The 23,555-nt window shown below is 38.5% G+C and carries 14 protein-coding genes and 3 pseudogenes; 4 read left to right on the forward strand and 13 right to left on the reverse strand.

Features of this window, described 5'->3' with window-relative positions; genetic code table 11:
• Window positions 1–30 precede the first annotated feature (30 nt).
• Complete coding sequence (locus tag N824_RS13575; RefSeq protein ID WP_048905672.1) at window positions 31–1,620, reverse strand: M1 family metallopeptidase; 1,590 nt, start codon at window positions 1,618–1,620, stop codon at window positions 31–33.
• A gap of 180 nt (window positions 1,621–1,800) precedes the next feature.
• Between N824_RS13575 and N824_RS13580 the strand changes: the two genes are divergently transcribed.
• From N824_RS13580 to N824_RS13590, 3 genes are all read left to right on the forward strand, one after another.
• Window positions 1,801–2,328 (forward strand): superoxide dismutase family protein, encoded by a 528-nt coding sequence (locus N824_RS13580; protein ID WP_048905673.1) that lies wholly within the window; start codon window positions 1,801–1,803, stop codon window positions 2,326–2,328.
• 158 nt (window positions 2,329–2,486) lie between these two features.
• Complete coding sequence (locus tag N824_RS13585) at window positions 2,487–3,122, forward strand: hypothetical protein (protein ID WP_048905674.1); 636 nt, start codon at window positions 2,487–2,489, stop codon at window positions 3,120–3,122.
• Window positions 3,123–3,135: 13 nt separating this feature from the next.
• On the forward strand, window positions 3,136–3,375 hold the full coding sequence (locus tag N824_RS13590) for a hypothetical protein (RefSeq protein ID WP_152542262.1): 240 nt from the start codon (window positions 3,136–3,138) through the stop codon (window positions 3,373–3,375).
• Window positions 3,376–3,379: 4 nt separating this feature from the next.
• Here the strand turns inward: N824_RS13590 and N824_RS13595 are convergent, their stop codons facing one another.
• The 11 genes and pseudogenes from N824_RS13595 to N824_RS13645 form a co-directional block, all read right to left on the reverse strand.
• Complete coding sequence (locus N824_RS13595; RefSeq protein ID WP_048905676.1) at window positions 3,380–3,904, reverse strand: RNA polymerase sigma factor; 525 nt, start codon at window positions 3,902–3,904, stop codon at window positions 3,380–3,382.
• A gap of 127 nt (window positions 3,905–4,031) precedes the next feature.
• Window positions 4,032–4,220 carry a hypothetical protein gene (locus N824_RS13600; protein WP_048905677.1) on the reverse strand — a complete coding sequence of 63 codons (189 nt, stop codon included), beginning with the start codon at window positions 4,218–4,220 and terminating at the stop codon, window positions 4,032–4,034.
• A 68-nt stretch (window positions 4,221–4,288) separates the two neighbouring features.
• The gene (locus N824_RS13605) at window positions 4,289–5,347 is read right to left on the reverse strand and encodes a UDP-glucose--hexose-1-phosphate uridylyltransferase (protein ID WP_048905678.1); all 1,059 of its coding nucleotides are present in this window, start codon (window positions 5,345–5,347) and stop codon (window positions 4,289–4,291) included.
• 19 nt (window positions 5,348–5,366) lie between these two features.
• Window positions 5,367–7,577, reverse strand: coding sequence for an alpha-galactosidase (locus tag N824_RS13610; RefSeq protein WP_052334137.1), 2,211 nt, complete (start codon window positions 7,575–7,577; stop codon window positions 5,367–5,369).
• 20 nt (window positions 7,578–7,597) lie between these two features.
• Complete coding sequence (locus N824_RS13615) at window positions 7,598–10,939, reverse strand: DUF5107 domain-containing protein (RefSeq protein WP_048905679.1); 3,342 nt, start codon at window positions 10,937–10,939, stop codon at window positions 7,598–7,600.
• A gap of 51 nt (window positions 10,940–10,990) precedes the next feature.
• Window positions 10,991–12,337 (reverse strand): sugar porter family MFS transporter, encoded by a 1,347-nt coding sequence (locus N824_RS13620; RefSeq protein WP_048905680.1) that lies wholly within the window; start codon window positions 12,335–12,337, stop codon window positions 10,991–10,993.
• A gap of 60 nt (window positions 12,338–12,397) precedes the next feature.
• Window positions 12,398–14,344 (reverse strand): annotated as a pseudogene (locus tag N824_RS13625) (glycoside hydrolase family 97 protein).
• Window positions 14,341–15,333, reverse strand: coding sequence for an aldose epimerase family protein (locus N824_RS13630; RefSeq protein WP_048905682.1), 993 nt, complete (start codon window positions 15,331–15,333; stop codon window positions 14,341–14,343). The pseudogene N824_RS13625 and the gene N824_RS13630 overlap by 4 nt, the downstream one beginning before the upstream one ends.
• 5 nt (window positions 15,334–15,338) lie before the next feature.
• Entirely contained in the window at window positions 15,339–16,889 is a 1,551-nt protein-coding gene (locus N824_RS13635; RefSeq protein WP_048905784.1) for a RagB/SusD family nutrient uptake outer membrane protein, read from the reverse strand.
• A 10-nt stretch (window positions 16,890–16,899) separates the two neighbouring features.
• Window positions 16,900–19,158, reverse strand: a pseudogene (locus N824_RS13640) (SusC/RagA family TonB-linked outer membrane protein).
• 11 nt (window positions 19,159–19,169) lie between these two features.
• Window positions 19,170–19,955, reverse strand: a pseudogene (locus N824_RS13645) (TonB-dependent receptor plug domain-containing protein).
• Window positions 19,956–20,121: 166 nt separating this feature from the next.
• Between N824_RS13645 and N824_RS13650 the strand changes: the two are divergent.
• On the forward strand, window positions 20,122–21,009 hold the full coding sequence (locus N824_RS13650; protein WP_048905685.1) for an AraC family transcriptional regulator: 888 nt from the start codon (window positions 20,122–20,124) through the stop codon (window positions 21,007–21,009).
• A 2-nt stretch (window positions 21,010–21,011) separates the two neighbouring features.
• On the opposite strand, the gene N824_RS13655 is transcribed toward N824_RS13650, so the two are convergent.
• Entirely contained in the window at window positions 21,012–23,468 is a 2,457-nt protein-coding gene (locus tag N824_RS13655) for an outer membrane beta-barrel protein (RefSeq protein ID WP_084498312.1), read from the reverse strand.
• Window positions 23,469–23,555: the final 87 nt, after the last annotated feature.

Here is a 23,555-nt window from a genome sequence, read left to right on the forward strand (position 1 = left end):
GTAAATAGCATTAAAAATTCGGTAAAAACTCTACGGTCGTTCGCTAAATGATCCTGGCTTATTAAGCAATTGGAAATACTTATCCAGATTGGTGCCTAAAGATTCTTCAAATGAAGCCTTTAAATCTTCTGGTTGAGGATGTTTATTCTTCCATTTATCAAAATAATGCTTAAAAGCGATATCCATTTTATCTCTTCCAACAGAATTTTCGAGGATATACAACCATAATGCAGTCTTTATGTAAGAAGTCATGCTGTAATCATCAGAAGAAGTAAATTTATCTGAAGGGGTTTCAATAGCCGATTTCATAGGGATACTAGCCATTGCACCATAAGTGCGATCTAAAAATTCCTTTTCTGGTAAAGCTTTGACTTCTGCTGGGATAGCATCACCAAATATTGAATTGGTCCTGTATTTTTCAGCTTCATATCTGAACTGAAAATAAGTATTCAGGCCCTCATCTAACCAGGTATGTTGCCTTTCATTGCTACCAAGCATACTCATAAACCAATTATGACCAATCTCATGCGCTATAACACCATCTAAGGATTCCTTTTTAGCATCAGGGCTCGTAATTAATGTAATGGTTGGATATTCCATACCCCCGCTTGAATTATTTGCCGGCCCCTCAACTACTTGTACTACTGGATATTCGTATTCCCCTACCCAGTTACTGTATTTTCTTACAGCATCCTTTGTGTAATCTATGCTATTACTCCATAGCGTTTCTTTTTTGTTGTGATAGTAGTTAAAAGCGTCAATCACTTTACCGGATGTGAGTTTAACAGTATCGTATTGTATTACGAAATCCTTATCAGCAAACCAGGCGAAGTCTGGAACACTGTCAATTTTATAGGTTAGCTTCTTGGTGGCACTTTTGTTTATAGGTTTATAAACTACAGCGCCCCCCGTTCTATTGGCAACGTTTTTTGCCCCAATACTTTTATATAACGCAAGCTCATCTGTATTCTGCAATACTCCTGTTGCACCTACAACATAGTCAGATGGCACAGTTATATTTACTTTAAACGTGGAGTAGTCGCTGTAGAACTCTCCCATATCAAGATAAGGAAACTCGTGCCAGCCATTTTTATCGAACACGGCAGGCTTAGGATACCATTGGCAAACCATGAACTCACCATCAGCAAAACCGGATCTGGAAAAATATGAGGGCAATTTTACTTTAAAATCAGTAGTAATTGTAACTGAATCACCGGGCTTCAAGGGCGACTTTAACTTTATCTTAATCACATCAATATATTGTGGATTAGGATGAGCCTCAGTTTCTGCTGTTTTCCCGTTTACTTTAAAATTCAAACCTTCAATGCTGCCATACGTATATTTATCCAGCTTTTTAACACGCGAAGTATCATTCTTTATCTGTTGAAACAACGCCGTAGATTCTTGTCTATAGGCATTTGGCCAAATGTGAAACCAGATAAAATCAAGTTCCGACGGGGAATTATTTTTGTATATTATAGTTTCAAAGCCTTTTAAAGACTTTTCTTGGTCATTAAGAGCAACATCAATATTATAATTCACATGCTGTTGCCAGTATTTTTCCTGTGCAAATGCTGTGGCTGTAAAGCATAACAATAAAATTATCAGGTATTTTCTCATCAGTATATAATCTCCTTTTTACTTAAGTTTTAAATATAGTACTCTGTTTCTATTTATCAAGCACGCACACTCATATCAAAAGTTGCTCCAATTTATTCTATTCGGCCAATCAAAGACAAATTCTATAAAACTTAAAGTGATAGGTTTTGTTCTAAATAGTAATTACCAATATATAACGATATGAAAAATTTTTTAACAATCGCCATTATAGCAATAGTGGCATTATTTACTTCTTGCGCTCCTACTGCAGAAGTTGAAGTAGCACAGGCAAAACTTGCAACAACAGCTGATGCCAAAGACATTGGATTGGCAAAATTCTATCAATTAAAAGACGGGAAAATGAGAATGGATTTGGAACTTAACTTTCCGGCAAGGGCCGACAGTACTGTGGCTGTTCATTTTCATGAGCATGGAGACTGTGGAGACATGGGAAATAATACGCATGGACACTGGAACCCTACAAACGAGGCACATGGTAAATGGGGATCTGCCGCATATCACTCTGGGGATATTGGGAATATTCAACTAGACAGCAAAGGGCACGGTTCAATTTCAGTTACCACTGATAGGTGGAGCATCGAAGAAAATGACATCAAAAACATCGTTGATAGAGGAATAATAGTTCATGGCGGTACTGATGACTACACTACCCAACCTACAGGAAATTCGGGACCTAGAGTGGGATGTGGTATAATTGTTAAAATTTAGTTTTAATAAGGGATGAATTGGCTAGGAAACAATAATTGTGCTACTCATTTCCAATTCATCCCATATTTTGATACAAATTAAATTACTAAAATTTTACGCTAAAATGTTACAACTAAATAGATTATGGATTGTTATAAGTGTATAAAAACTTATAAAACATGAAAAAATTAATGTTGTCCGGTGCAATAGGGATGGTTTTGCTATTTGCCATTTTGTTAAATGCCTGCAACAGTACAAAGATCATTTCATCATGGGCTGATCCTCAAGGGACAATAGAAAAATCTAATAAGGTGCTGGTAATTGGATTAATGGGTGCGAAAGACAGAAGCCTTAAAGAAAATGTAGAGAACGTTACCGTACAGAATCTTAAGGCCCATGGCATTAATRCKSKCTCTGCACTGGCCGAGTATGGACCAAAAGCTTTTGAGGGTTTAAGTGAATCTCAGGCGCTTAAGAAAATAAAAAATAAAGGGTATGATGGCACATTTACGATTGCTTTACTCGATAAAACAAAAGAAAAGAATTACAATCCTGGTTCGGTAAGCATCTGGCCTAGAACCTATCGTTTCTGGGGCTATTATCATACCATGTATGCCAGGGTTTATGAACCCGGATATTATACGGTAACCAACAAGTTCATACTTGAAGCGAATTTCTATAGCTTGAATACCGAGAAGCTGATTTATTCCGTGCAGACTAAGTCATTGGATCCTTCCAGTCCGCAGGCCCTTGCTACAGACTTCAATAAAAGATTATTCGATGATATGATTACTAAAGGTGTAATTAAACAATAGGAGGATACAACATATGAGAACATTTCCAGTTAGATTCAGGAAAGCGAGCATGGAACTGGATGTTCTTGTAACTTCATCCGATAACTGCCTCAGATTTAAAGTCGAATTGGTTACAGGCGAACCAGACCCGATTGTACTGAGCCGGGCCAACGGAAAATGGACCATAGAGCATCCAGGATCAAGGTGCTTTCCCCCTGAAGGATATGAAGATCTGGAAAAGGCTATTGACAACTATCTAGAGAAGAATCCATAAAATATTAACCTTTAACTGCAAACTCATCTGTGTACATTTTAAGGTTCTTTTTTAAGATCCCCCTGGCCATGTGTATTCTTGTTTTTACTGTTCCGATCGGGACATGCAGCATTTCAGAGATTTCATGATACTTAAAGCCTTCAAAATACTTAATGAACGGAGTTAAATATTCAGGTTGAAGTTTCTTCATTGCATTATGAATGTCCTCAAGCATGAACTTATTTTCCCCGGAATTCCCTGTAGCACTATTCTGTAATTGCGAGACAGGGATTTCTTCGTGGGTAGTAATGAACGACCTTGTCTTTACTCCCCTTCTGTAGCTATTGATGAAAGTATTCTTCATGATGGTATATAACCATCCCCGGAAATTTGTGCCATCCCTGAATTTTCTGGAATAGCGCATCGCCTTCAATAAAGTATCCTGAACCAGATCATTGGCATCCTCATAGTCCTGGGTGAACTTAAAGGCAAAAGTTTCTAGAGCGCTTTGATTTAGACTAAGCTGGTGGTTGAAATCAGTAGTGTTCATAGCGAGGAGGTTTAGGAGTGACTACTTTTTAATTCATTTTGTTCGACATTTCAATGGCATTGTTATCTGTCAAAACACGTACCAAAATACTTATAACATATTGATATCCAATGAAGAAAAAAAATCCCTACTCCTGATCCAGGTATTCCATTCCCAAGGGCGTTATGGAAGCTGAATGCTGCACGCTATGTCTGTTGATTGTTATAAATCCCAACTCTTCAAGTTCTTCATACTGTTCTTCCATTCCGCCCAGTATTGAAGAACTTACTTGTTGGTCAATAATCTCTAATAATGATTTGATTTCCTCTTTTTCCATGGTATTAATACTTTAGTAGATTTCTTTAAACGTCTACTTAAAGTTAATAAAAACCATTTGTTTTTTAACTATGAAAGATTATTGCTTTTATAATGAATATCAGATAGGTTTCTTAAAGTTTCTGCAGCTGTTTCCGGTGTGATATCTCGCTGAGGATTGCCAAGCATTTCATATCCAACCATAAATTTTTTGATTGTGGCAGATCTTAAAAGTGGCGGATAAAAGTGCATGTGCCAATGCCATTCGGCATGATCACCGTCGTTTACAGGCATTTGATGCATACCAGCCGAGTAAGGAAATGAAACCTGGAAAAGGTTGTCGTATCTTACGGTTATATTTTTCAGTGCCGATGCAAGGTCTTCTTGTTCTTGCTCTGTAAACTCTAACACGCTTCTTACATGTCTTTTACTGATAATCATGGTTTCGTAAGGCCATACTGCCCAAAAAGGCACCAACACTACAAAACTATCGTTTTCAAATATTACTCTCTTTTGCTCTTTAAGCTCTACTTTAAGATAGTCGGTCAGTAAACTTCTGCCGTTTACCTGGAAATATTTCTTCTGATTTATTGTTTCTTTATGGATCTCAAGGGGGATACTGTTCTGTGCCCAGATCTGGCCGTGAGGATGAGGATTGCTACATCCCATTAATTCACCTTTGTTCTCGAATATCTGAATATGTTTAATTGAAGGGTTATCACTTAAAGTCTTAAACTCTTGTGCCCATAACTTAATAATCCCTTTAATTGCTACCAGATCAAGTTCTGCCAGCGTAAGATCGTGTCTTGGGGAGAAAGCAATAACTCTACAAATTCCTGACTGACTTTCGGCTTTCAGTAAGCCATCTATAGCTATTTCTCCTACTGGAGTATCTGGCAACAATGCCGAATAATCGTTTGTAAAAGCAAAATTGGTGGTGTAATCCGGATTTCTACTTCCGTCTGCTCTTTGGTTACCTGAACATAGGTAACAAGCAGGATCATGCTGGGGTCGGTTGTCGGCAGGCAGGGATTCTACCTTTCCCTGCCATGGCCGTTTAGTTCTGTGCGGAGATACTAAAACCCATTCTCCCGTTAATATATTTTGCCGCGTGTGCGGGTGTTCGTTCATGTCAAAATTGGTATCCATCTTGTATTTGTCTGTTATTCTATTTGGCTTCCTCTATTTTTAATACCACACTCGCTCTTGATGAGTTCACATCAGGGTTGAATCCTACTTTCATCAAGAAATCCCCTGTGTATGATTTGTCGCCTTTTATGGTAGAAGTAGTACCTGGAAAAAGATTTATCTCTTGAATCTTATATTTCTTGGCAGCGTCCAATCCCTTTAATAAAATCGGCAGGCTACTGTTTACACCATATCTATAATTAACAAGGTAGTTAAAGATCACACCTGAGGATTTATTTTCATCCATGTATAACATAGAAGCTACACTAGATTCTTTTGGATTTGATAAACGGTATTGATTACCCTGCCAGATGATGGGTTTTATCTCATTGTAAGTTTTAATTGCATCCTGGCAGTATTTAAGATCATTCTCTTTTAAATGACTAACCACAATGTCAAACCCTAATTTACCCATCATGGCCACATCAGTACGGAACTTAATTGGTTGTTTACCCCAATCGGTTACATGGTTAGAGCTTGCTATTGCTGGGTAGAAATAAGAATATTCCCACTGCATAAAAATACGTTCAAGCGGATCGGTATTGTCACTAGGCCAAAACTCTGTAAAATATTGCAATGCAGCATAATCTACCCTACCGCCACCGCCAGAGCAAAGCATCATTGGAACTTTAGGATACTTAGCTCTTATTCTCTCCAATACTTTATATAACCCACGTACATATTCAATGTAAAAATGCGATTGATTTTTAAGGGTTGCTGAGTGTGCATTGTAAATAACTGCATTACAATCCCATTTAATGTAGGCTAAATCAGGATTTTTAGTGAACAGATCATCGACTACACCATATACAAAGTCTTGAACCTTAGGATTAGTTAAGTCAAGTACCAATTGGTTTCTAAAATAATATTCATCTCTCTTAGGTTGCTTAATTACCCAATCAGGATGTTTTTCATACAATTGACTTTTAGGATTCACCATTTCAGGTTCTATCCAGATACCAAATTTCACACTGTTGTTCTGAGCTTCCTTAACTAATGATGAGATTCCGTTAGGTAATTTCTCTTTGTTCTCTTCCCAGTCACCAAGACCCGCAACATCACCATTACGAGGGTATTTATTTGCAAACCATCCATCATCTAATAAAAATAAGTCTACTCCTAGTTTCTTAGTATCCTTTAAAAGTCCTGCAAGTTTGCTTTCATTGAAATCAAAATAAGTTGCCTCCCAGTTGTTAAGCAAGGTTAATCTGGTACCCTTACCATCCAGAAGTTTGTAGTTTCTTGCCCAGCTTTGAAGATTTCTGCTTGCTACACCTTTGCCTTGCGTAGATAAGGTGTACAGAAATACAGGGGTAACAAATTCTTCGTTTGGTTTAAGTGTGTACGGAGAAGCATAATTATTTATACCTGAAATAATACGTAGGTTATCCTGATAATCCACTTCCAGGTCGGTACGGAAGTTGCCGCTATACTCTAAGGCGCCAAATAGCACTGTACCCTCATCTTCAGTTGCCGGCTTATTTAAAGAGACCATAAATACAGATGGCTGAAAAAGATTAGCCCTTGTACCCAACTTAGTGTCAAGCGTCTTTATGCCATGGGTAAGTTTTGATTCTTCCGACTGCATCTCTTTTGCCCAGTCGCCATGGTATTGGTTCAAATAATAACCTGCACTTTTTATGTGAAGATTAGCTGAGGCATATTTATGAAGTGTTACATTACCTTTTTCATTGTGTTTAATGGACGACCATTGCTCTACAACATCTTCTTTATAGTATGTTTTATAGTAAAGCATAACTGTAAAATTATAGGCTGGATCTTTCAAAACTATACTTAATAATGAAACATCATCATTAATCTTCTTTAAATCATGACTAACATACTTTAAATCCAATGAGTTATTGCCATCCGCATGTGTTACTGTTATGGCAGGTTCTAATAAATTTCGTGAACCCGAAGCAGTGTAGGCTGAGTTTAGCATCCCTGTATAATCCGGAGTTTGCTTAAATACACCAGACACCTCTCCATATTCACTGCTATTAGATAATTTTTTCCCGAAATAAACTGTTCCCAGATCTTTATTCGTATCTGCCTGTAATATCAAAGCATTATTTTGCGTTTCTATTGGTATAATGGTTTGTGCAGCTAGCTTACCTGGATTTAACATTATACTTGCAGAAAGCATGGCAAATGATGCATAGGCTGGAATTGAGTGTGTCTTAAATCTCATGTTAAAAAATATATTTGGTATTACGTTGTATAATTAAAATTTTGTTTAACCATATCTAAATGAAGCCTTGCTCCCAGATGTTCTGCATCCAGTTCAAGGGCTTTACATAGCGCATCAGTGGCATTTTCAAATTTTGCAAGGCCAAGATAGCCTAAACCTTGCAGAAAATAGCAATGAACTTTATTTCTAGTGTCAAGGTCATCTTCAAATATTAATAGGTTTGGCAACGACACAGCAAAGTAATCAATCTTAATTTGATCGTTAATATGCTGATTACCATAGCTGATTAGCTTATTGAATATCTGTTCAGCCTTCTCTGTATTTCCAAGTTTCTTCCAGGCCAGTCCTTGATAAAATATTTTGTCAGGTTGCTGATCGTTGTAAAACATAGCTGCCAATGGTTCGTCAAGTCCCTTTGTTGCGATATTAAAGTACGTCTTTGAGTTCTCTTCGTCATTTAATGCTTCGTAAGCACAGCCCAGCCAATAGAATATGTCATTCTCCTGCGCTCCATATAACTTTCCTTCACCCAGATTATGCGGAAAAGTTTGTGCTTCATTAAGCAATGAGATGGCCTCCTGATATGACTCGTTGTGTATTTTTTCTTTGGCAAGCTCAATAAGGCNNTATATATATTGACCCGAAGCTTTACCTTCTCCACCTTCCCAGGGGTGGAATTTATGTTGCATCAGCAATTGAAGTGCTTTCTTGGCCTCGCCAAGGAAATTATAAATTGATATCAAATCCAGGTATACGTCATCTCTCTCTAACGCGGTATCCAAATTCCTTTCCAGAAAGCTTAGGCGCTCATTAGGGCTTCTATTTAATCTTTTATAGAGTTGATGTAGCTCCATACATAATCGATCATCCTTGGGGTCTAATTCAAAAGCCTTTTCAAAATAACCTAGAGCCTTATCGTGATCATTCTGTTTATTAAAATAGGCAATGCCCAGATTTCTTAATACAGTTGGAAAATCACCATTTAATTGTGCAGAAGTCTCCCAGTATGCAATTGCTTCAGCATACTGGCGCTTGTCGTAAAATAAATTCCCGAGATAATATGGTGCCTTTGAGTCACCTGGATTTAATTGCATCGCAGCTCTTAGAACCTTTATTTCCTGTAGCCTATTGGGAAAACATAAGTAAGAATCTGCTTCAGCGGCCGTTTTAAAATAATCACTGGCAAGTTCGATCTGAGCCAATTTATAATGGAAATATCCCAGGTAATAATAAACTAATGGGTTTGTCTCTTTTCCTTTTAAGGCGTATTTAAGTAAATCAATTGCTTCAGGGAATAGGCCGGATTCTGCATAGTCTATAGCGTATTCAATAAAGTTCTGTTCATATCCTCTGGCTAGTGAAAGTAGCTCCTTCAAATATTTTTCTTCATTTAACGCATCGTTTAATGATCTGTAAACACATACTTTCTCGAACAATGCGCCTAAATTAAATGCGTCTTTTTCCAGAGCCAGATCCGCGGTGCGAATTGAGTGATCTGCCTGACCCAGCTTTCTGTAAGCCGCAGATTTTACCACATAAGCTTTACTGTTGTTGGCGTTGTTATCTATCGAGTGATTAATGTGATTCAAAGAAAGTTCGTAATCTTCATTAATCATATCAATCTGTGCTACTGAGAAATAGCCGCTATCTTTATAAGCTTTATTCCAGGTAGATTTGTAGAACATTTTATATGCTTCTTCCTGTTTGTCCTGGAATTTAAGAGATAGGCCCAGGTTATAATATGCTTCACAATCATAAGGATTCGGATTCCTTTGGATACTGGTTTCTATAGATTTGCGAAAATAAGGCTCACTCTTTTCAAATTGTCCTCTTCTCAAATACCAAAGGCCTAATGCATTGTTATTTCTTACATCTCCTGGTTCTCTTTCCAGGGCCTTTTCATAATATGGCACAGGACTATAAGTTGCATGCCTATACTGTTCCAGATGTTGTCCTGTTAAAAATAATTGTTCATTACTTTTGATCTCTTCAGGAGATAACGCAGGTTTTGCTGGTTCAGGGATATCACTAATTCTATTCTTTGAAGGCTCATATCTCAATAGTTCGCGTCCTTTAGTACTATTAATAACTAGTAAAAGCTCATTCTCATTAAAATCCGCTCCTACGGCTATTTCTTTAACATAAACCTCTTTAGGTGTAATACTTGCGAGCGCTTCAAAATAAGTTTTATCGCCATTGGTCAGCTTAATCGATAAGTTATTTTGTACAGATGTTACATGAATTTTAAGTTCAACTCTTTCATCTATTTTATTAATAGCCAGCAGAATATCTTTACTTGCATTCTTAACTACGCCCAATGATCGGTAAGGCATAAAATATTGTGTGAAAGACTTTTCCTCATTCGGCATCAACCAGGTAAAATCAGGTTGATTATCAGTAAACATACCCGTCATTAACTCAATATAAGGACCGTCTTCATCTGTTAGGTTTCTATCCCAGGCGACACCGAAGTCGCTATGCCCCCAGGTCCATTGTTTTTTACCAGGTGAAACATGATGATTTGCAACATGAAGTAAACCTGCTTCGGTATCGTGCTCATATCCTCCTACAAAATCATAATCCGAATTGATGGCCATATAAGAGGTTGGAACTGGAATATTCTTATACATTGATATATCGGTTCCTGGTGAGTAATCAACTTTGTAATAGGTACCGGTAGCTATTGGAAAGGTAGAAACATCTCGTTTTCCATGATCAAAAACGGCATTTACATCAGGTGGAAATACAGATTGGTAATGATCATTTACCTTTACGGCCGGATTTGCCCACCACAAAAAGGTTTGTGGTAGCTCTGATCTGTTTAACAGCTTAGCTTTAATTTCAATATATGCTTTATCTGGGTGAAGGGTAAAACCAGCCATTCCCTTGGTATGAAACATCTGCTCAACCTCATTAACCCAAACAGTTTTACTGCCATCACTATTTTCTTCGAGTTTATAATCAATTGCATTAAAGGTGGTTGGTCTGTGATGCTGAGGCCAGTTAAATTCTATGCCTCCCGAAATCCAGGGGCCTGTTAAACCCACTAATGCAGGTTTAATTACCTGATTATAGTAAATAAAATGCCTTTCCTTTATCTTGTCATATGCCATCTGAATCCGTCCGCCTAACTCAGGCAGAATCATCATTTTGATATAGTCATTTTCCAGAAATAGCCCTGTATACTGTTTGTCGATCTTTTCGTCAAGTATTTTCTCTACAACAGGATTAGGATAAACAACGCCGCTGCTTCCCTGATAAATCCTCTTTTCAAAGAACATAGGGTTTTTATTGGGCTTACCGATGCCATAGGTGGGTATGGTAACCTGTTCTTCCCAGACGTTTACGCTCATGCTTTTCATTATAATAATATTTTAAATGCTTTAGTTTTATTTGGGTTGTTTAGGCGCTCGTTAGTGTCTTACAAAATTATCTTCAAGCTCTTCCAATGTTTGTCCTTTTGTTTCTTTAACCCTGCTTTTAATAAACAGGAAGCCTAAAAAGCAGATGCCTGCGTATAGATAAAATGGCCCAAAAGTACCTAGTTTTTTAGCAAGGATGGGAAAAGTGAAGACGAGAATGAAATATGCACCCCATAAAGATATAATGGCTACAGACGATGCTGCTCCGCGTATTTTATTGGGGAAAATCTCAGATATCAGCACCCATGTTACCGGAGCAAGCGAAATGGCATACATGCTAATGGCAAGTAATACAAAAATAGAAACAAGACCTGCGGGGAATTGGTTCTGCAGCAGGAAAGCCAGTACGATGTACACTATCGATAATCCGAGTGATCCGATGAGCATAAGTGGTTTTCTGCCCAGTTTATCTACCTGCCACATGGCCAATAGCGTAAAAATTAGGTTTACTGCTCCTATTGCTACTGTTTCGAACAACTGCCTGTCGAGGTTTGCACCAACAGATTCAAATATCGTGGAGGTATAGTTGAACACTACATTTATGCCACATAGTTGTTGAAAAACAGCCAGTATAATACCCACTATTACAGCTGGTCGCACACTCTTTTCAAACACTGCCTTATAAGATTGTTTCTTGTTCCCCACAAGTGACTTCTCTATATCGGCAAATGTTGAATTTACAAAAGATTCGGAACCAAGTTTGAGTAAAACCTCTTTTGCTTTTGCCTGCTGACCTGCTTTTACGAGCCACCTTGGGCTTTCTGGCAGCCATAAGACTCCTATTAAAAATATAAGCGAAGGAACTACGCCCAAACCAAACATCCAGCGCCATGCGTCAGGCCCTGAATCAGCCAGGAAATAATTTACAAGATTAGTGATCAGGATTCCTATAACTACCGTTAACTGGTTAATGGCTACATTTCGGCCTCTTACCTTAGCCGGTGAAATTTCTGCGATATACATCGGGCATAACATAGACGCCATACCCACTCCTATCCCTGCCATGAAGCGCATCACAACAAAGAGTGTTAAGGTCGATGAAAAGGCGATACCGATTGATGAGAGCGCAAAAATAAGTGCGGCGATCATGAGTCCAGGCTTGCGTCCATAACGATCGGCAATATTTCCTGCAACCAGGCATCCGGCAATACATCCTAATGCCAGTGATCCGGTTAAAAAGCCTTCCCACCATGCATCCAACATGAATTGAGTTCTTAAAAAAGGTAATGCACCTGATATTACAGCAAAGTCGAAACCAAACAGATAACCGCCTAAGGCAGAAATGAAGGATATGCCGATGATGTACTTATGATTAAAACTTATTTTCTCTATGCTCATTTAGGTTAATTATTTGGTAGGTTAAAATTGCTGGTTTTATTCTCTTGGTCAAATAGATTATTATTTCTTAAAGATGGACTTTTCTATCATTATTGCAGCTCCTCCTCCTGAAGAAAGTTTAAGGTCTATCTTAGTGTGGTTGTTTACACTAATTGTTTTAAGATCATAATGGGTTGCATTCACATCTGCATCCTGAGCATCTGTGTAAATTTGGGCAGTATAATTTACCCCGGGTTTTAGAAAGCTGAAGTCTAATTTAAGGTTCCTTGAGGTCCAGTTGGTCATTGCACCTACATACCAGTTTTCTCCTTTTCTTTTAGCCATCACTATATATTCAGCTAATTTAGCATCAATGACTTTGGTTTCATCTGCTACAGTTGGTACAGCCGAAAGATACGTCATGATGTCTGGAACACTTTCGTACTCAGTTGGTGAATCGGCGAGCATACCCAACGGCTGATCGTAGATCACATACATGGCAAGCTCATGACAGCGTGTCCCCTGTCCTGATGGAAGTCCTGGGTCAATGGGCCTAAACGCCGTCTTAGTTTTGTTTCGCATTGCACCTGGAGTATAATCAAATGGACCTGCAAGCATCCTTACAAAAGGAATGATCAAATGATGATCAGGATTGATGGTATAGTCCCACTTGTCAGACTCTGCTCCTCTTACTGCTTCATAATTTACAATATTAGGATAGGTCGTCTCTAAGCCTGTTGGCTTGCTACAGCCATGAAAATCTATCATAAGCTTTCGCTTTGCTGCCTCTTTAGCGATGCGTTCAAGCCATTGAATGGCCTCCTGATCATCACGATCAAAGAAATCGACCTTAATTCCGGCAGCGCCTATAGAACGCAGGAAATCCAGATTTTTATTGAGATCTTTTAATAAGGTTGAAGCAACACACCACAAAAATATGCCGACATTCTTTTCCCTGGCTCTTTTTATTACACCTTGAACATCTAATTTAGGATTAACTTTTGTAAGGTCGTAGTTATTAGACCATCCTGCATCTATCATCATGTATTCCAGTTTATTTGCAGCAGCAAAGTCAACATAATAGTTGTACAGAGCTGTATTCCTGTTTTCCATTCCCGATGGAATACTTGCCCCTGGCAACATGGCATCATGCCACCAWKMYCRNGMAGMKYTCCCTGGTTTAATCCAGCTGGTGTCTTTAATTTCTGATGGACGCGCAAGCCGGGTTACCAAATGATTATCCAACAGGCCTTTATCGTTGTCGGTTGCGATAATCACCCGCCATGGAAAGGCCCTATTTCCGTCAGTTTTGGCTAAAAAATTGCCTCTTTCTTTTACTACAGAAACAAAATCACCCCAGCTACCCATAACGGCCTTGGTTGGGTACTTCGCCCAATCACCAATATACTGAGCACCTTGTTTCTGAATATACATGCCCGGATAACCGAATAAATCCGACTCTGCGATAACTACTTTTATTCCGGTACTTTTATCATCAAAAAGTGCAGGAGTTGTAGCGCGTTTCCCACTTGATATTTCTGCAATCGATGCGTGTCGGGCATAGGGTCCTTCCCAGCTTGTATAATTGTCTGTTTCCTGCAGTATAGCTGCTGGTTTTCCATTGATGTTAAATGTAGCCTTTTCTGCAACTACCTGTATCGAATCCTTAAAGTTGGTCACAAAACGATAAGCAATACCTTCGTCATAGGCTCTAAAAATTAAGGAGTATCCCTGATCAGACATTTCAATGGATAACTCATTGAAATCTTTGCCTCTTAAAGTTCTTGTATTTTTTACTTGTGCAGCTTTACCCAATACTTTGTTTTGAAGTATCATCGCTATGGCTGAAGGAAGAATAACTATTTTGTTTTTAAAAGATACGGAATAAGTGATGCCATCACCGATGTTCACCTTTACCTTAAGTGTATTATTGGGAGCGCTTAACTGGTAGCTTTTATCTTTGGCATCGAGTTCTGCTGATAGGCAAAAAATGAAGAGGAAGATTGCCAGAACTGGGTTTGGTTTCATATGTGGTAAGTTTCGGTACTGAATTTATAGGTGATACTTTCCTGATACAAATGATCAGGCTCAAGTATTGTTGAAGGAAAGTTTGGGTGATTTGGGCTGTCGGGATAATATTGACATTCTAAACAGAGGCCATCTAACGGTTTATAGGGCTTCCCCGAGTGACCGACGTGCTGGCTTTCCAGGTAATCACCGGTATAAAGCATGAGCCCTGGGTAACTGGTGGATATCTCCAATTTGCGTCCGGAGTCCTGATCAGTCAGCGTAGCAGCAGCGCCTTGTTCTTTTAATACATAACACGTGTTTATGGCTTTCAGATCTTTTAGTTCGGCCGGGTTTGTTTTTATAATCCTGCCAGTTGGAATATAATCAGCTGATGCTTCCACCATACTTTCTGCATTGATTGTGAGCTGATGATTAAGAAAATTGCGGCCGCTAACTGATAAGTTAAAATAACAATGATTTGTAATGTTAACTACGGTTTTCTGGTCTGTCGCCGCGGTATATGTAATTAAAAGCGTATTGTCTACGGCCCACTGATAACAGACTTCTAAGGTGAGGTTGCCTGGATACCCTCCTTCTCCATCCTTGCTTAATATTCTGAATATTAATAGGTCATCATCTATGTTATAATCAAATACTTTACTATTGAATCCTGTTGATGCACTATGGTTTGAATTCCCATGGTCGTTTGCCTCAAGCATATAGTTTACACCATCGAGATTAAAGCTAGCCCCGCCGATTCTAWYRGMAMRWCGACMTNNAGYWGARYNCAGATAACAAGTGTCGTCCAGATAACCCTGCAGCTCCGGAAACCCCAGAATAACATTACCTAACCAATTATTTTTGTCCGGCACTACAATTGAAACAACTGTAGCGCCATAATTTGTTAGTTCTACAAAGGCACCGGTCTCATTCTCAATTCTAAAGAGATAGATGTCTTTGTTTTTATAGTTGCCCCAGGATTTCCGTGATATGCTGCTGCTGCTCATTATCCCTAATTGTTTGAGTAACCAGGGTTTTGATCTGATTCAGCTATGTCGTCGTTCTGTTTTATCTCCTGCAATGGAATTGGATAGCGATTATGATATTCCTGGATGCTTCCTGACTCTTTGGTCCATTTATTTCTTTGTTTTGCAAGTTCAACCAGTTTACCTGTTCTAATCAGATCCATCCTTCTCCATCCTTCAAAACACAACTCACGCATTCTTTCGTCCATGATATTGGCTCTGAAATCTTGTTGAGACATGCCTGCATTCCATCTTTTATCCGCCGGTAAATTGCCATTCCATGCCCTTGTTCTGATGGTGCTGTTAATTAGATCTACTGCTTGTGAGGTGGCACCAGTTTCATTTAATGTTTCAGCATAGCATAACAGAATATCTGCATAACGGAGGTAAAAGATGTTCTTTCCTGATAACCAGAAGCTAAGCTTTCCTTCGGTTCTAGGGTCCTCAAATTTCTTAACGTGAGGATCAAGCTCGTCACCACCAAACGCTGGATTTAAAGTTGGAACCTTACCTTTGTAGGTGAAATCATAACGAATGCTTTCGTTCTTTCGAACATCTCCGTCTTCCCATACACCACCGTCTGATGTATTCTGATAACAGTACTTGGTAGGTACCATTAGGTCATAACCTCCAAAATAACAATACTGGTCGACTTCAGCCAATGAGCGTGATCCCATTTGCCACTGTGTTTGGTTATTGTCCGGATAAACATTGTTAAACTTAAATTCGTAAATAGATTCAGTTGTATTTTGTTTGGTCGGGTCCCATAGATCTGCATATTTAGGTACAAGACTATAACCACCGTTTTCTACAACCTGTTTAAACATATCTCTGGCCTTTGCATAATCCTTGGCACCCGATGCTTCAGGTGCATAGAGATATACTTTTCCAAGCAAAGCCTGGGCAGCGCCCTTAGTGGCTCTTCTTTTGTCGGTTTGACTTACAGGTAAATACTTAACTGCATTCTCCAGATCCGTAATAATGAAGCTGTATACCATATTTAAAGGTTGGCGTTTGGTACCATACTCTTTGAATTTGGCCTGGTCGATAATAGGAATTTCGCCCCAATATTGAGTCATTTCAAATGTAAGCGCAGCTCTGATGAAACTGGCCTCACCAAGAATAATGTTTTTACGTTCAGACTCCTCAGTATTTAAGCCCAAAGCGTATACAACTTTCGCCGCCGCCGATATAACTGGCCACCTGCTATTCCACTGCTCTGCAAGCGCTGTGTTGCTGGCACTAAGGAAGCCATTATATCTGTCGATACCTGCCTGACGATCGTCTGTCCGAACCTGATAGGCACCTTGTTGTGCTTCGTCTGTACCCATTGTAAAGATAAAGCCACCTCTATCTTTTTTGGTATTTCGCCAGCTGGTATACAGGCCTAAAACCAGCGGTTCTATATTATCCAGACTTTTAAAAACCTCTTCTTCTGTTAAGGCGGTTTGCGGGTCCTCCGTGATGAATTTCTTACAGGAACCACTAGTTAGCAATATCATAAATGCCAATACTATTAAACTATATTTCTTTTTCATCTTCGTAATATTAAAATCCAACATTTATACCGGCAACAAACATTTTTGATGTTGGGTATCCATCTCCACCTTCAGGATCGTACCCTTTGTACTTTGTAATCGTAAAAAGGTTTCTACCTGTTACATACACTCTCAGATTGCTCATTTTTGCTTTCTTAACAAATCCTTCAGTGAAGTTATAAGATAACGAAAGTGCCGCCATCCTTAAAAAAGAGGTGTTTTGAACCGCGTAATCAGTTTCTCCGACACCATAACGCCCACTGCCGGTGTAGGCTCTTGGAATGTTAGAATTGGTATTTTCCGGTGTCCAGCGATCAAGCACATCCGTAATTCCAGCATACTCTCCTGAACCATTCAACAAACCTTCGTATAAACCGCTAATCGCTTTACCTCCGTAGTTGTAGTTAAACACTGCATTTAGCGACAGGTTTTTGTAAGCAAAATTTGTAGAGAAACCACCATAAAATTTAGGGTCCTTTTTACCAACCACAATTCTATCGGCATCATCTATCTTATTATCCCCATTTACATCAACCGGAATAATGTCACCCGGATGAATCGTACGGCCTCCATAATCAATACCCTTAATTCTCTCAAGATCTGATTGTTGAGCTATTTTTTCGAATTTATAAGTGTAAATAGAATTTAGCGACTGATTCAAAAATAAGTTTCCTTCTCTCTGTATATCTACTCCTGTAAATCCTCCATAATTATAGATCGCGTCAACACTTCCATATAACTTTGTGATCTTATTTTTATAAGAGGATAGGTTTACGCCAAAATCCCATTTGAAATCCTCCTGATCAATAATCTTGGTATTAACGTTAAATTCAATTCCTTTGTTTAACAATGAGCCAACGTTATCGATGGTATTTTTAAAACCCGAAGTGGTCGATAAAGTTCTCTCCATTAGAAGGTCATCATTATGAATAATGAAATAGTCGGCGCTAAATGTCAATCTATTATTGAATACAGTTACGTCAAGACCTAAGTTCAGCTGCTTTTGCTTTTCCCATACAAGGTTTGGATTTCCCAAACGGCCATCTGAAACATAGGTTACAGAGTTATCTGAGAAAACAGGTCTGTATAGCGAACGATATGCGAAATTAGGGATGTTCTGATTACCCGCAATACCGTATCCTGCGCGTAATTTTAGCGCATCAACATTTATACCCTCAAAGAAACTCTCTTTAGAGATGTCCCAAGCCAGGGCAAGTGAGGGAAATAGGCCCCATTTATTGCCATTACCAAATCTCGATGAACCATCATATCTACCTGTTAAGGTGGCAAAATATTTATTACCGTAGTTGTAATTAAATCTTGCTACATAGCTAATCAGGGAGTTAGTTACGAAATCTGAACCTAACTGAAATTGCTCTTTTAGGTAGGCACCTCCAAGATACTTGTAAGAGAAATCATCGGTGGCAAAGCCCGAAGCGTCGATCTGATTGTAATTGTAGTTGTTCTGAGATAAACCAAAACTCACTAAACCTGRSWWRKKRYRTYTYYMRWRAGAKTTRTCGTAAGACACCGAATTATCCCACTGCCAGTTCATCCAGCTTTCTTTCTTTTGTGTTGCCCTTCCATTATATGAATTGCGCAGCGACTGTCCAAGGTCTTTCGGAATATAATTAAAGTAATCTTGTGATCTTACGTCGAATGATACACCTGTACGAATATTTAAACCGGGAATTGGCGTTGCCACTGCATAATTTGAAGTAAGCAAACGGTTCTGTTTTCCTTTACCATCTATCGTTAAACTTCTTATTGGGTTGTAAAGGTCTGTACTCTGAATTCCTTTCCAGCTTAAATAGGTTATTTTATCGTCAATAGGCAATAGCGGATTCGCATTAGCGGCTATGCCGAATACCCCGCCATCTATATATGATTCTTCCGTTCTGGAAAAACCAGTATTAGTTCCAATTTTAAACCATGGTTTAATTTTCTGATCAAGGTTGATCTGCCCACCATATCGTTTGTAATCGGAAGTTTTTAATAACCCACCCTGATCTGTGTAGTTAAAGCTGACGTACATGGATCCATCTTCACCTCCTTTTGAAAACGTAGCGGTATGATTTTGCTGTACTCCCTTTTTAGTGATCTGATCTAACCAGTTATAAGATTCACCTCTATTGTAAACAGCCAACTCATCAGCCCCAAATGCAATAGAATTCGGTCCAAGTAGCTTATTGATGTATTCCTGTCTGTTTGCAGTAGGATTTTCATCCATGTATTTGTTAGCATAGGCATCTAATCTTAAGTCAACTATTTGTTGCGCATTTAAATAAGATAAGTTCCTTGTAAATGATTGTACSCCWACMCNASGCWCTWYMKNTCAATCTTTCCTTCTCCACTCTTTCCTTTTTTGGTGGTGATCAAAATCACACCATTGGCACCCCTTGATCCATATAAAGCCGTTGCCGACGCATCTTTTAACACATCAATACTAGCAATATCATCAGGATTTATGGTGTTGAACGCTTGTTCTATTACCAAGCCATCCACTACGTAAATAGGATCTGCGCCAAATTTAATGGAGTTATTTCCTCTTACTTTTATAGATACACCGCCTCCAGGTCTGGGGTCATTACTCTGTACCAGTACACCTGCAATACGGCCTTGCATTGCCTGGTTAACATTGGTTACAGGCAATTCACTGATGGTTTTGTCTGTTATACCTGCAACCGATCCGGTAAGATCTTTTTTCCTAATGGTTACACCTACCACTGTGACCTCTTCCAGATTGTTGTCCTCGGGAACAAGAGATACATTCATAGTGCCCGAAGCAGGAAGTTCCCGAGTTACATAGCCTACCGAAGTAAAAACAATTGTTGAGTTTGCCGCGGTACTTAGCGTAAACTTACCGTCTTTGTCGGTTGATATACCGGTGCCCGTGCCCTTGACCTTCACTGAAACACCTGGAATGGGTAATTTGTCGTCCTTTCCGGTTACCCGGCCTGCGACATTAATTGAATTCTGAGCGAAAACTGTAAAACTACACTGTAAAATGAGAAATATGAGTAAAGCATACCATCTTACAGTTCCTTTAATCGTAAAGAAAGACATAGTGAATAATATTTGGTTAATCCCGTTTAATATTTGTTAGGATAAACTTACGGGGAAATTAGAAGCCAGAAATGGACTAACTAAGACAAATAATGGACAATATTATCATAACTGAAGTGTTACAAACTGTAAGATAAGTTACATTTATTATACCTTAGCGTTTAATATGACAGAGGAAAAAAAGAAAATTAAAGAGGGATTTTTGGGACAAAAAATGATTGTCCTTACGCCTAATATTAGGAAAAGTATTAAGAACAATCCCTTAATCAATTCTTTTTACCTTACGGCAATAGGCTACTATCCCCATGCCTTGGGGCATGATCGTGAACGGAAAACAGGTTCTGCAGAGTTTATTTTACTTTATTGTATTGATGGCGAAGGTACTGTTGAATTGGATGACAAGGTTTATGTTTTAAGAGCAAATACATTTTTTATCATCCCTAAAAATGTGCCCCATAGATATTTCAGTTCCTTGAAAAACCCATGGAGCATATACTGGATGCATTTTAGTGGGGTTAATTCAAGGATGATTTATGAACGTTCTCTTGTTGAGGGACAGCACGAAGTACATTCAATTCCTTTTGAGCAAGACCGAATAGATATTTTTAACCAAATATATACCATGCTCGAAGAAAGTTTTGGTACAAAGGAAATGGAGATCATGAACTTCAGACTACTCTATCTTGTTACCTCGTTAATTTATTACAAAGAGATAAACCCTTCTGTTTATAATAAGGATGCTGTAAGCAGTTCCATTATATTTATGAAAGACCATCTTGATAAGAAACTAACTGTAAACCAACTTGCCGACCAACAGAAGATCTCTCTATCACATTACTTAAGGATATTCAAACAAAAAACCGGTATTTCACCAATAGCCTATTACAACCAGCTAAAAATACAGCACTCTTGCCAGTACCTTTACTTTACTGACAAAAGCATTAAAGAGATCTGTTCGGTATTGGGTATTGATGATCAATACTATTTTTCACGATTATTTAGCAAGCTTATTGGTACATCTCCATCAGAATACAGAAAGAAACATAAAAAATAGATTTAGTTCTTCACCCTGTTCTTTTCACTTTCTGCTCCTGATTCACCATGTTTAGCTGGTGTAGTAAAGGCTTTTCCAAAACGATAATTAAAGGAGAGCACTGCGGTTCTTGAATCACCTTTGTTGGTCCAGTTTGCTTCGGTTTGTGCAAGGTTATTAATAACTCCCCTATTAATTCTACTGTAAAACAAATCATTGATGGCTAGCTTTAACGTCGTGCTGGGCGACAATTTCTTTTGAATGGCTGTACTGGCCTGCCATACACTTTTCAGTTCAAACTGGACATCTATAATCCGGTTTCTATAGTTGCCACTTAATTCGGCATCCCAACCACTTCCCATGGCAAATTTTGCATTTGCACTTGTAAAATAGAAAGTGCCGCTGGTATTTAGTTTTCCGGTATAGAAATCGCTTATTGTGGTGATATTGGTAAGCTCCTCATAAACATCAATACTAAGCCATTTTGCAACATCAAGTGTCCCGTTAAATGAAATGCTTTTAACCCTTTTTTTCCCAATATTACCAGGTCTGCTGTAGTAACTACCGTTTAATATCTCTATAGTTTCATTAACTTCATCCCTGGATTTCGAATAGCTTATGGTAGTGGTATACTTGTTTTTATAGGTATGGGACAATTCTATCGATTGAGTGTATGACGGTCTCAGAAATGGATTTCCAACATAAAACGTAAATTTGTCCAATGGGGAAATAAAAGGATTTAAATCCTGGTAATATGGACGATCAATTCTCCTTCCGTAATTAAGGCCAAGTTGATTGTTAGCAGCTGTATCCAATTTATACAATACATATACAGTAGGAAAAAGCCCTGTATAATTTCTTTTAAATGCTGAATCAGGCTTCATTGCGTTACCTAGTTGATGACCATCAGAGATAGTATTCTCGAGTCTTAGCCCAAGTTGTATAGAAAATTTTTTCATTTCTCTGTTTAAGTTCAGGTACCCGGCACTGATATGCTCTTTGTATATGAAATGGTTGCTCTTGTCGAAATCCGCTTTAGTAACTTCTTTTATTGTATAGGCATAATCTGCGGTATTATCCGTTTTAGCATAGCTGATCTTTAGTCCGGATGCCAGCTTCCAATCAGACTTTAATGGCAATGAATAATCAGTTTTCACCGAATAGATATCAATGTTTCCCGGAAGGTATCCTGTTAGGATATCTTCTGATTTTAATGACCCATCCGCAAAAAAGCTTGAATTGTAGTAAGTCTGATCAGTTTTGTTCCTGTAAGCCAGATAATCAGCATCGGCCGTAATTCCATGTCCTTTTTTATCAAATTGATGTCGATAGTTTAAATTAACGCCGCCATTACTAAAATCAATTACATCAATATTTTTAGCCTTAATTACGGAATCGAGTTGTTGTAGTGAATTCAACAGATGACTAGAATTATTGTTTATCTGTGTAGACGCTCTCGACATTCCGCTAACCAGGATACCCCATGTAATATCGTCAGACTGATAATAATCAACCCCCGCTTTCGCATTTAAAGAATTTCCATGTCTGTCAAAATAACTGTTCTGGTTGAAATACGATTTTGGACTGTTGTCAGCATTTTTATAGGTGCGGTTGATATCAAGATCCGAAAAGCCGGTATTATAGTTATAGCTGAAATTTAAAAAGTAATTAAACTTATTGTTCCTTAAGTTGAAGTTCAGACTATTTAGTGTTCTTGTTTTTTGGCCTTGATTAAGGCTTAAGTTAAAACCACCATTAAAGCCTTTAAGGCTTCCTTTTTTGGTTCTTATATTAATTACCCCGGCGTTACCAGCTGCATCATACTTAGCAGGAGGATTTGTCATGATCTCTATTTGATCTAATGACGAGGATGGCAACGATTTCAAGTAGTTTTCCAGATCCGCACCGGATAGGTATGTTGGTTTATCGTCAATGAGTACCAGCACCCCCTGCTTGCCTTTAAGGCTTATTACGCCGTTCTGGTCAACCTGCACACCCGGAGATTTCTCTAGAACTTCTAATGCAGTAGAACCGGTATTGGATATCAGGGCATCTACATTTACAATCACCCGATCAATCTTATGTTCAATAAAAGATTTTTTACCGGTAATATTTACCTGATTGAGGCTATTACTGGAAGGAATAAGTTTAATATTAGGGATAAAAAAGTCAGGCTGTGCTGCATTTAAAGTGATCACCTCACTCTTATAGCTGGTATAACCCATTGCAGAAACTTTTATTTGATAATTCCCTGTTTTTAACTGATTGAAACTGAATTTACCATCACCTTCAGTAAAGGTAGATTTAAGTACAACTGAATCTTTAGCACTAAGCAAGGCAACTGTGGCCAGATTAAAGGCTTTATTTTCTGCATCCCTTATCTGTCCGGAAATACTTACCTCCGTCTGTTGGGCAAAGGAAACAATTGGGGCAATACAAATCCCTATGGCTAAAATAGCCAATATCTTTTTTGTCATCATCGAAAATTAATTTTTAAAATCCGGGCATAGTATGCCTCTGTCAGTGCTTAAAATAACGCTGGTTGTTGCAATAGGGTAAAAAGTAAG

It is taken from the genome of Pedobacter sp. V48 (assembly GCF_000523515.1).
Lineage (GTDB): Bacteria > Bacteroidota > Bacteroidia > Sphingobacteriales > Sphingobacteriaceae > Pedobacter.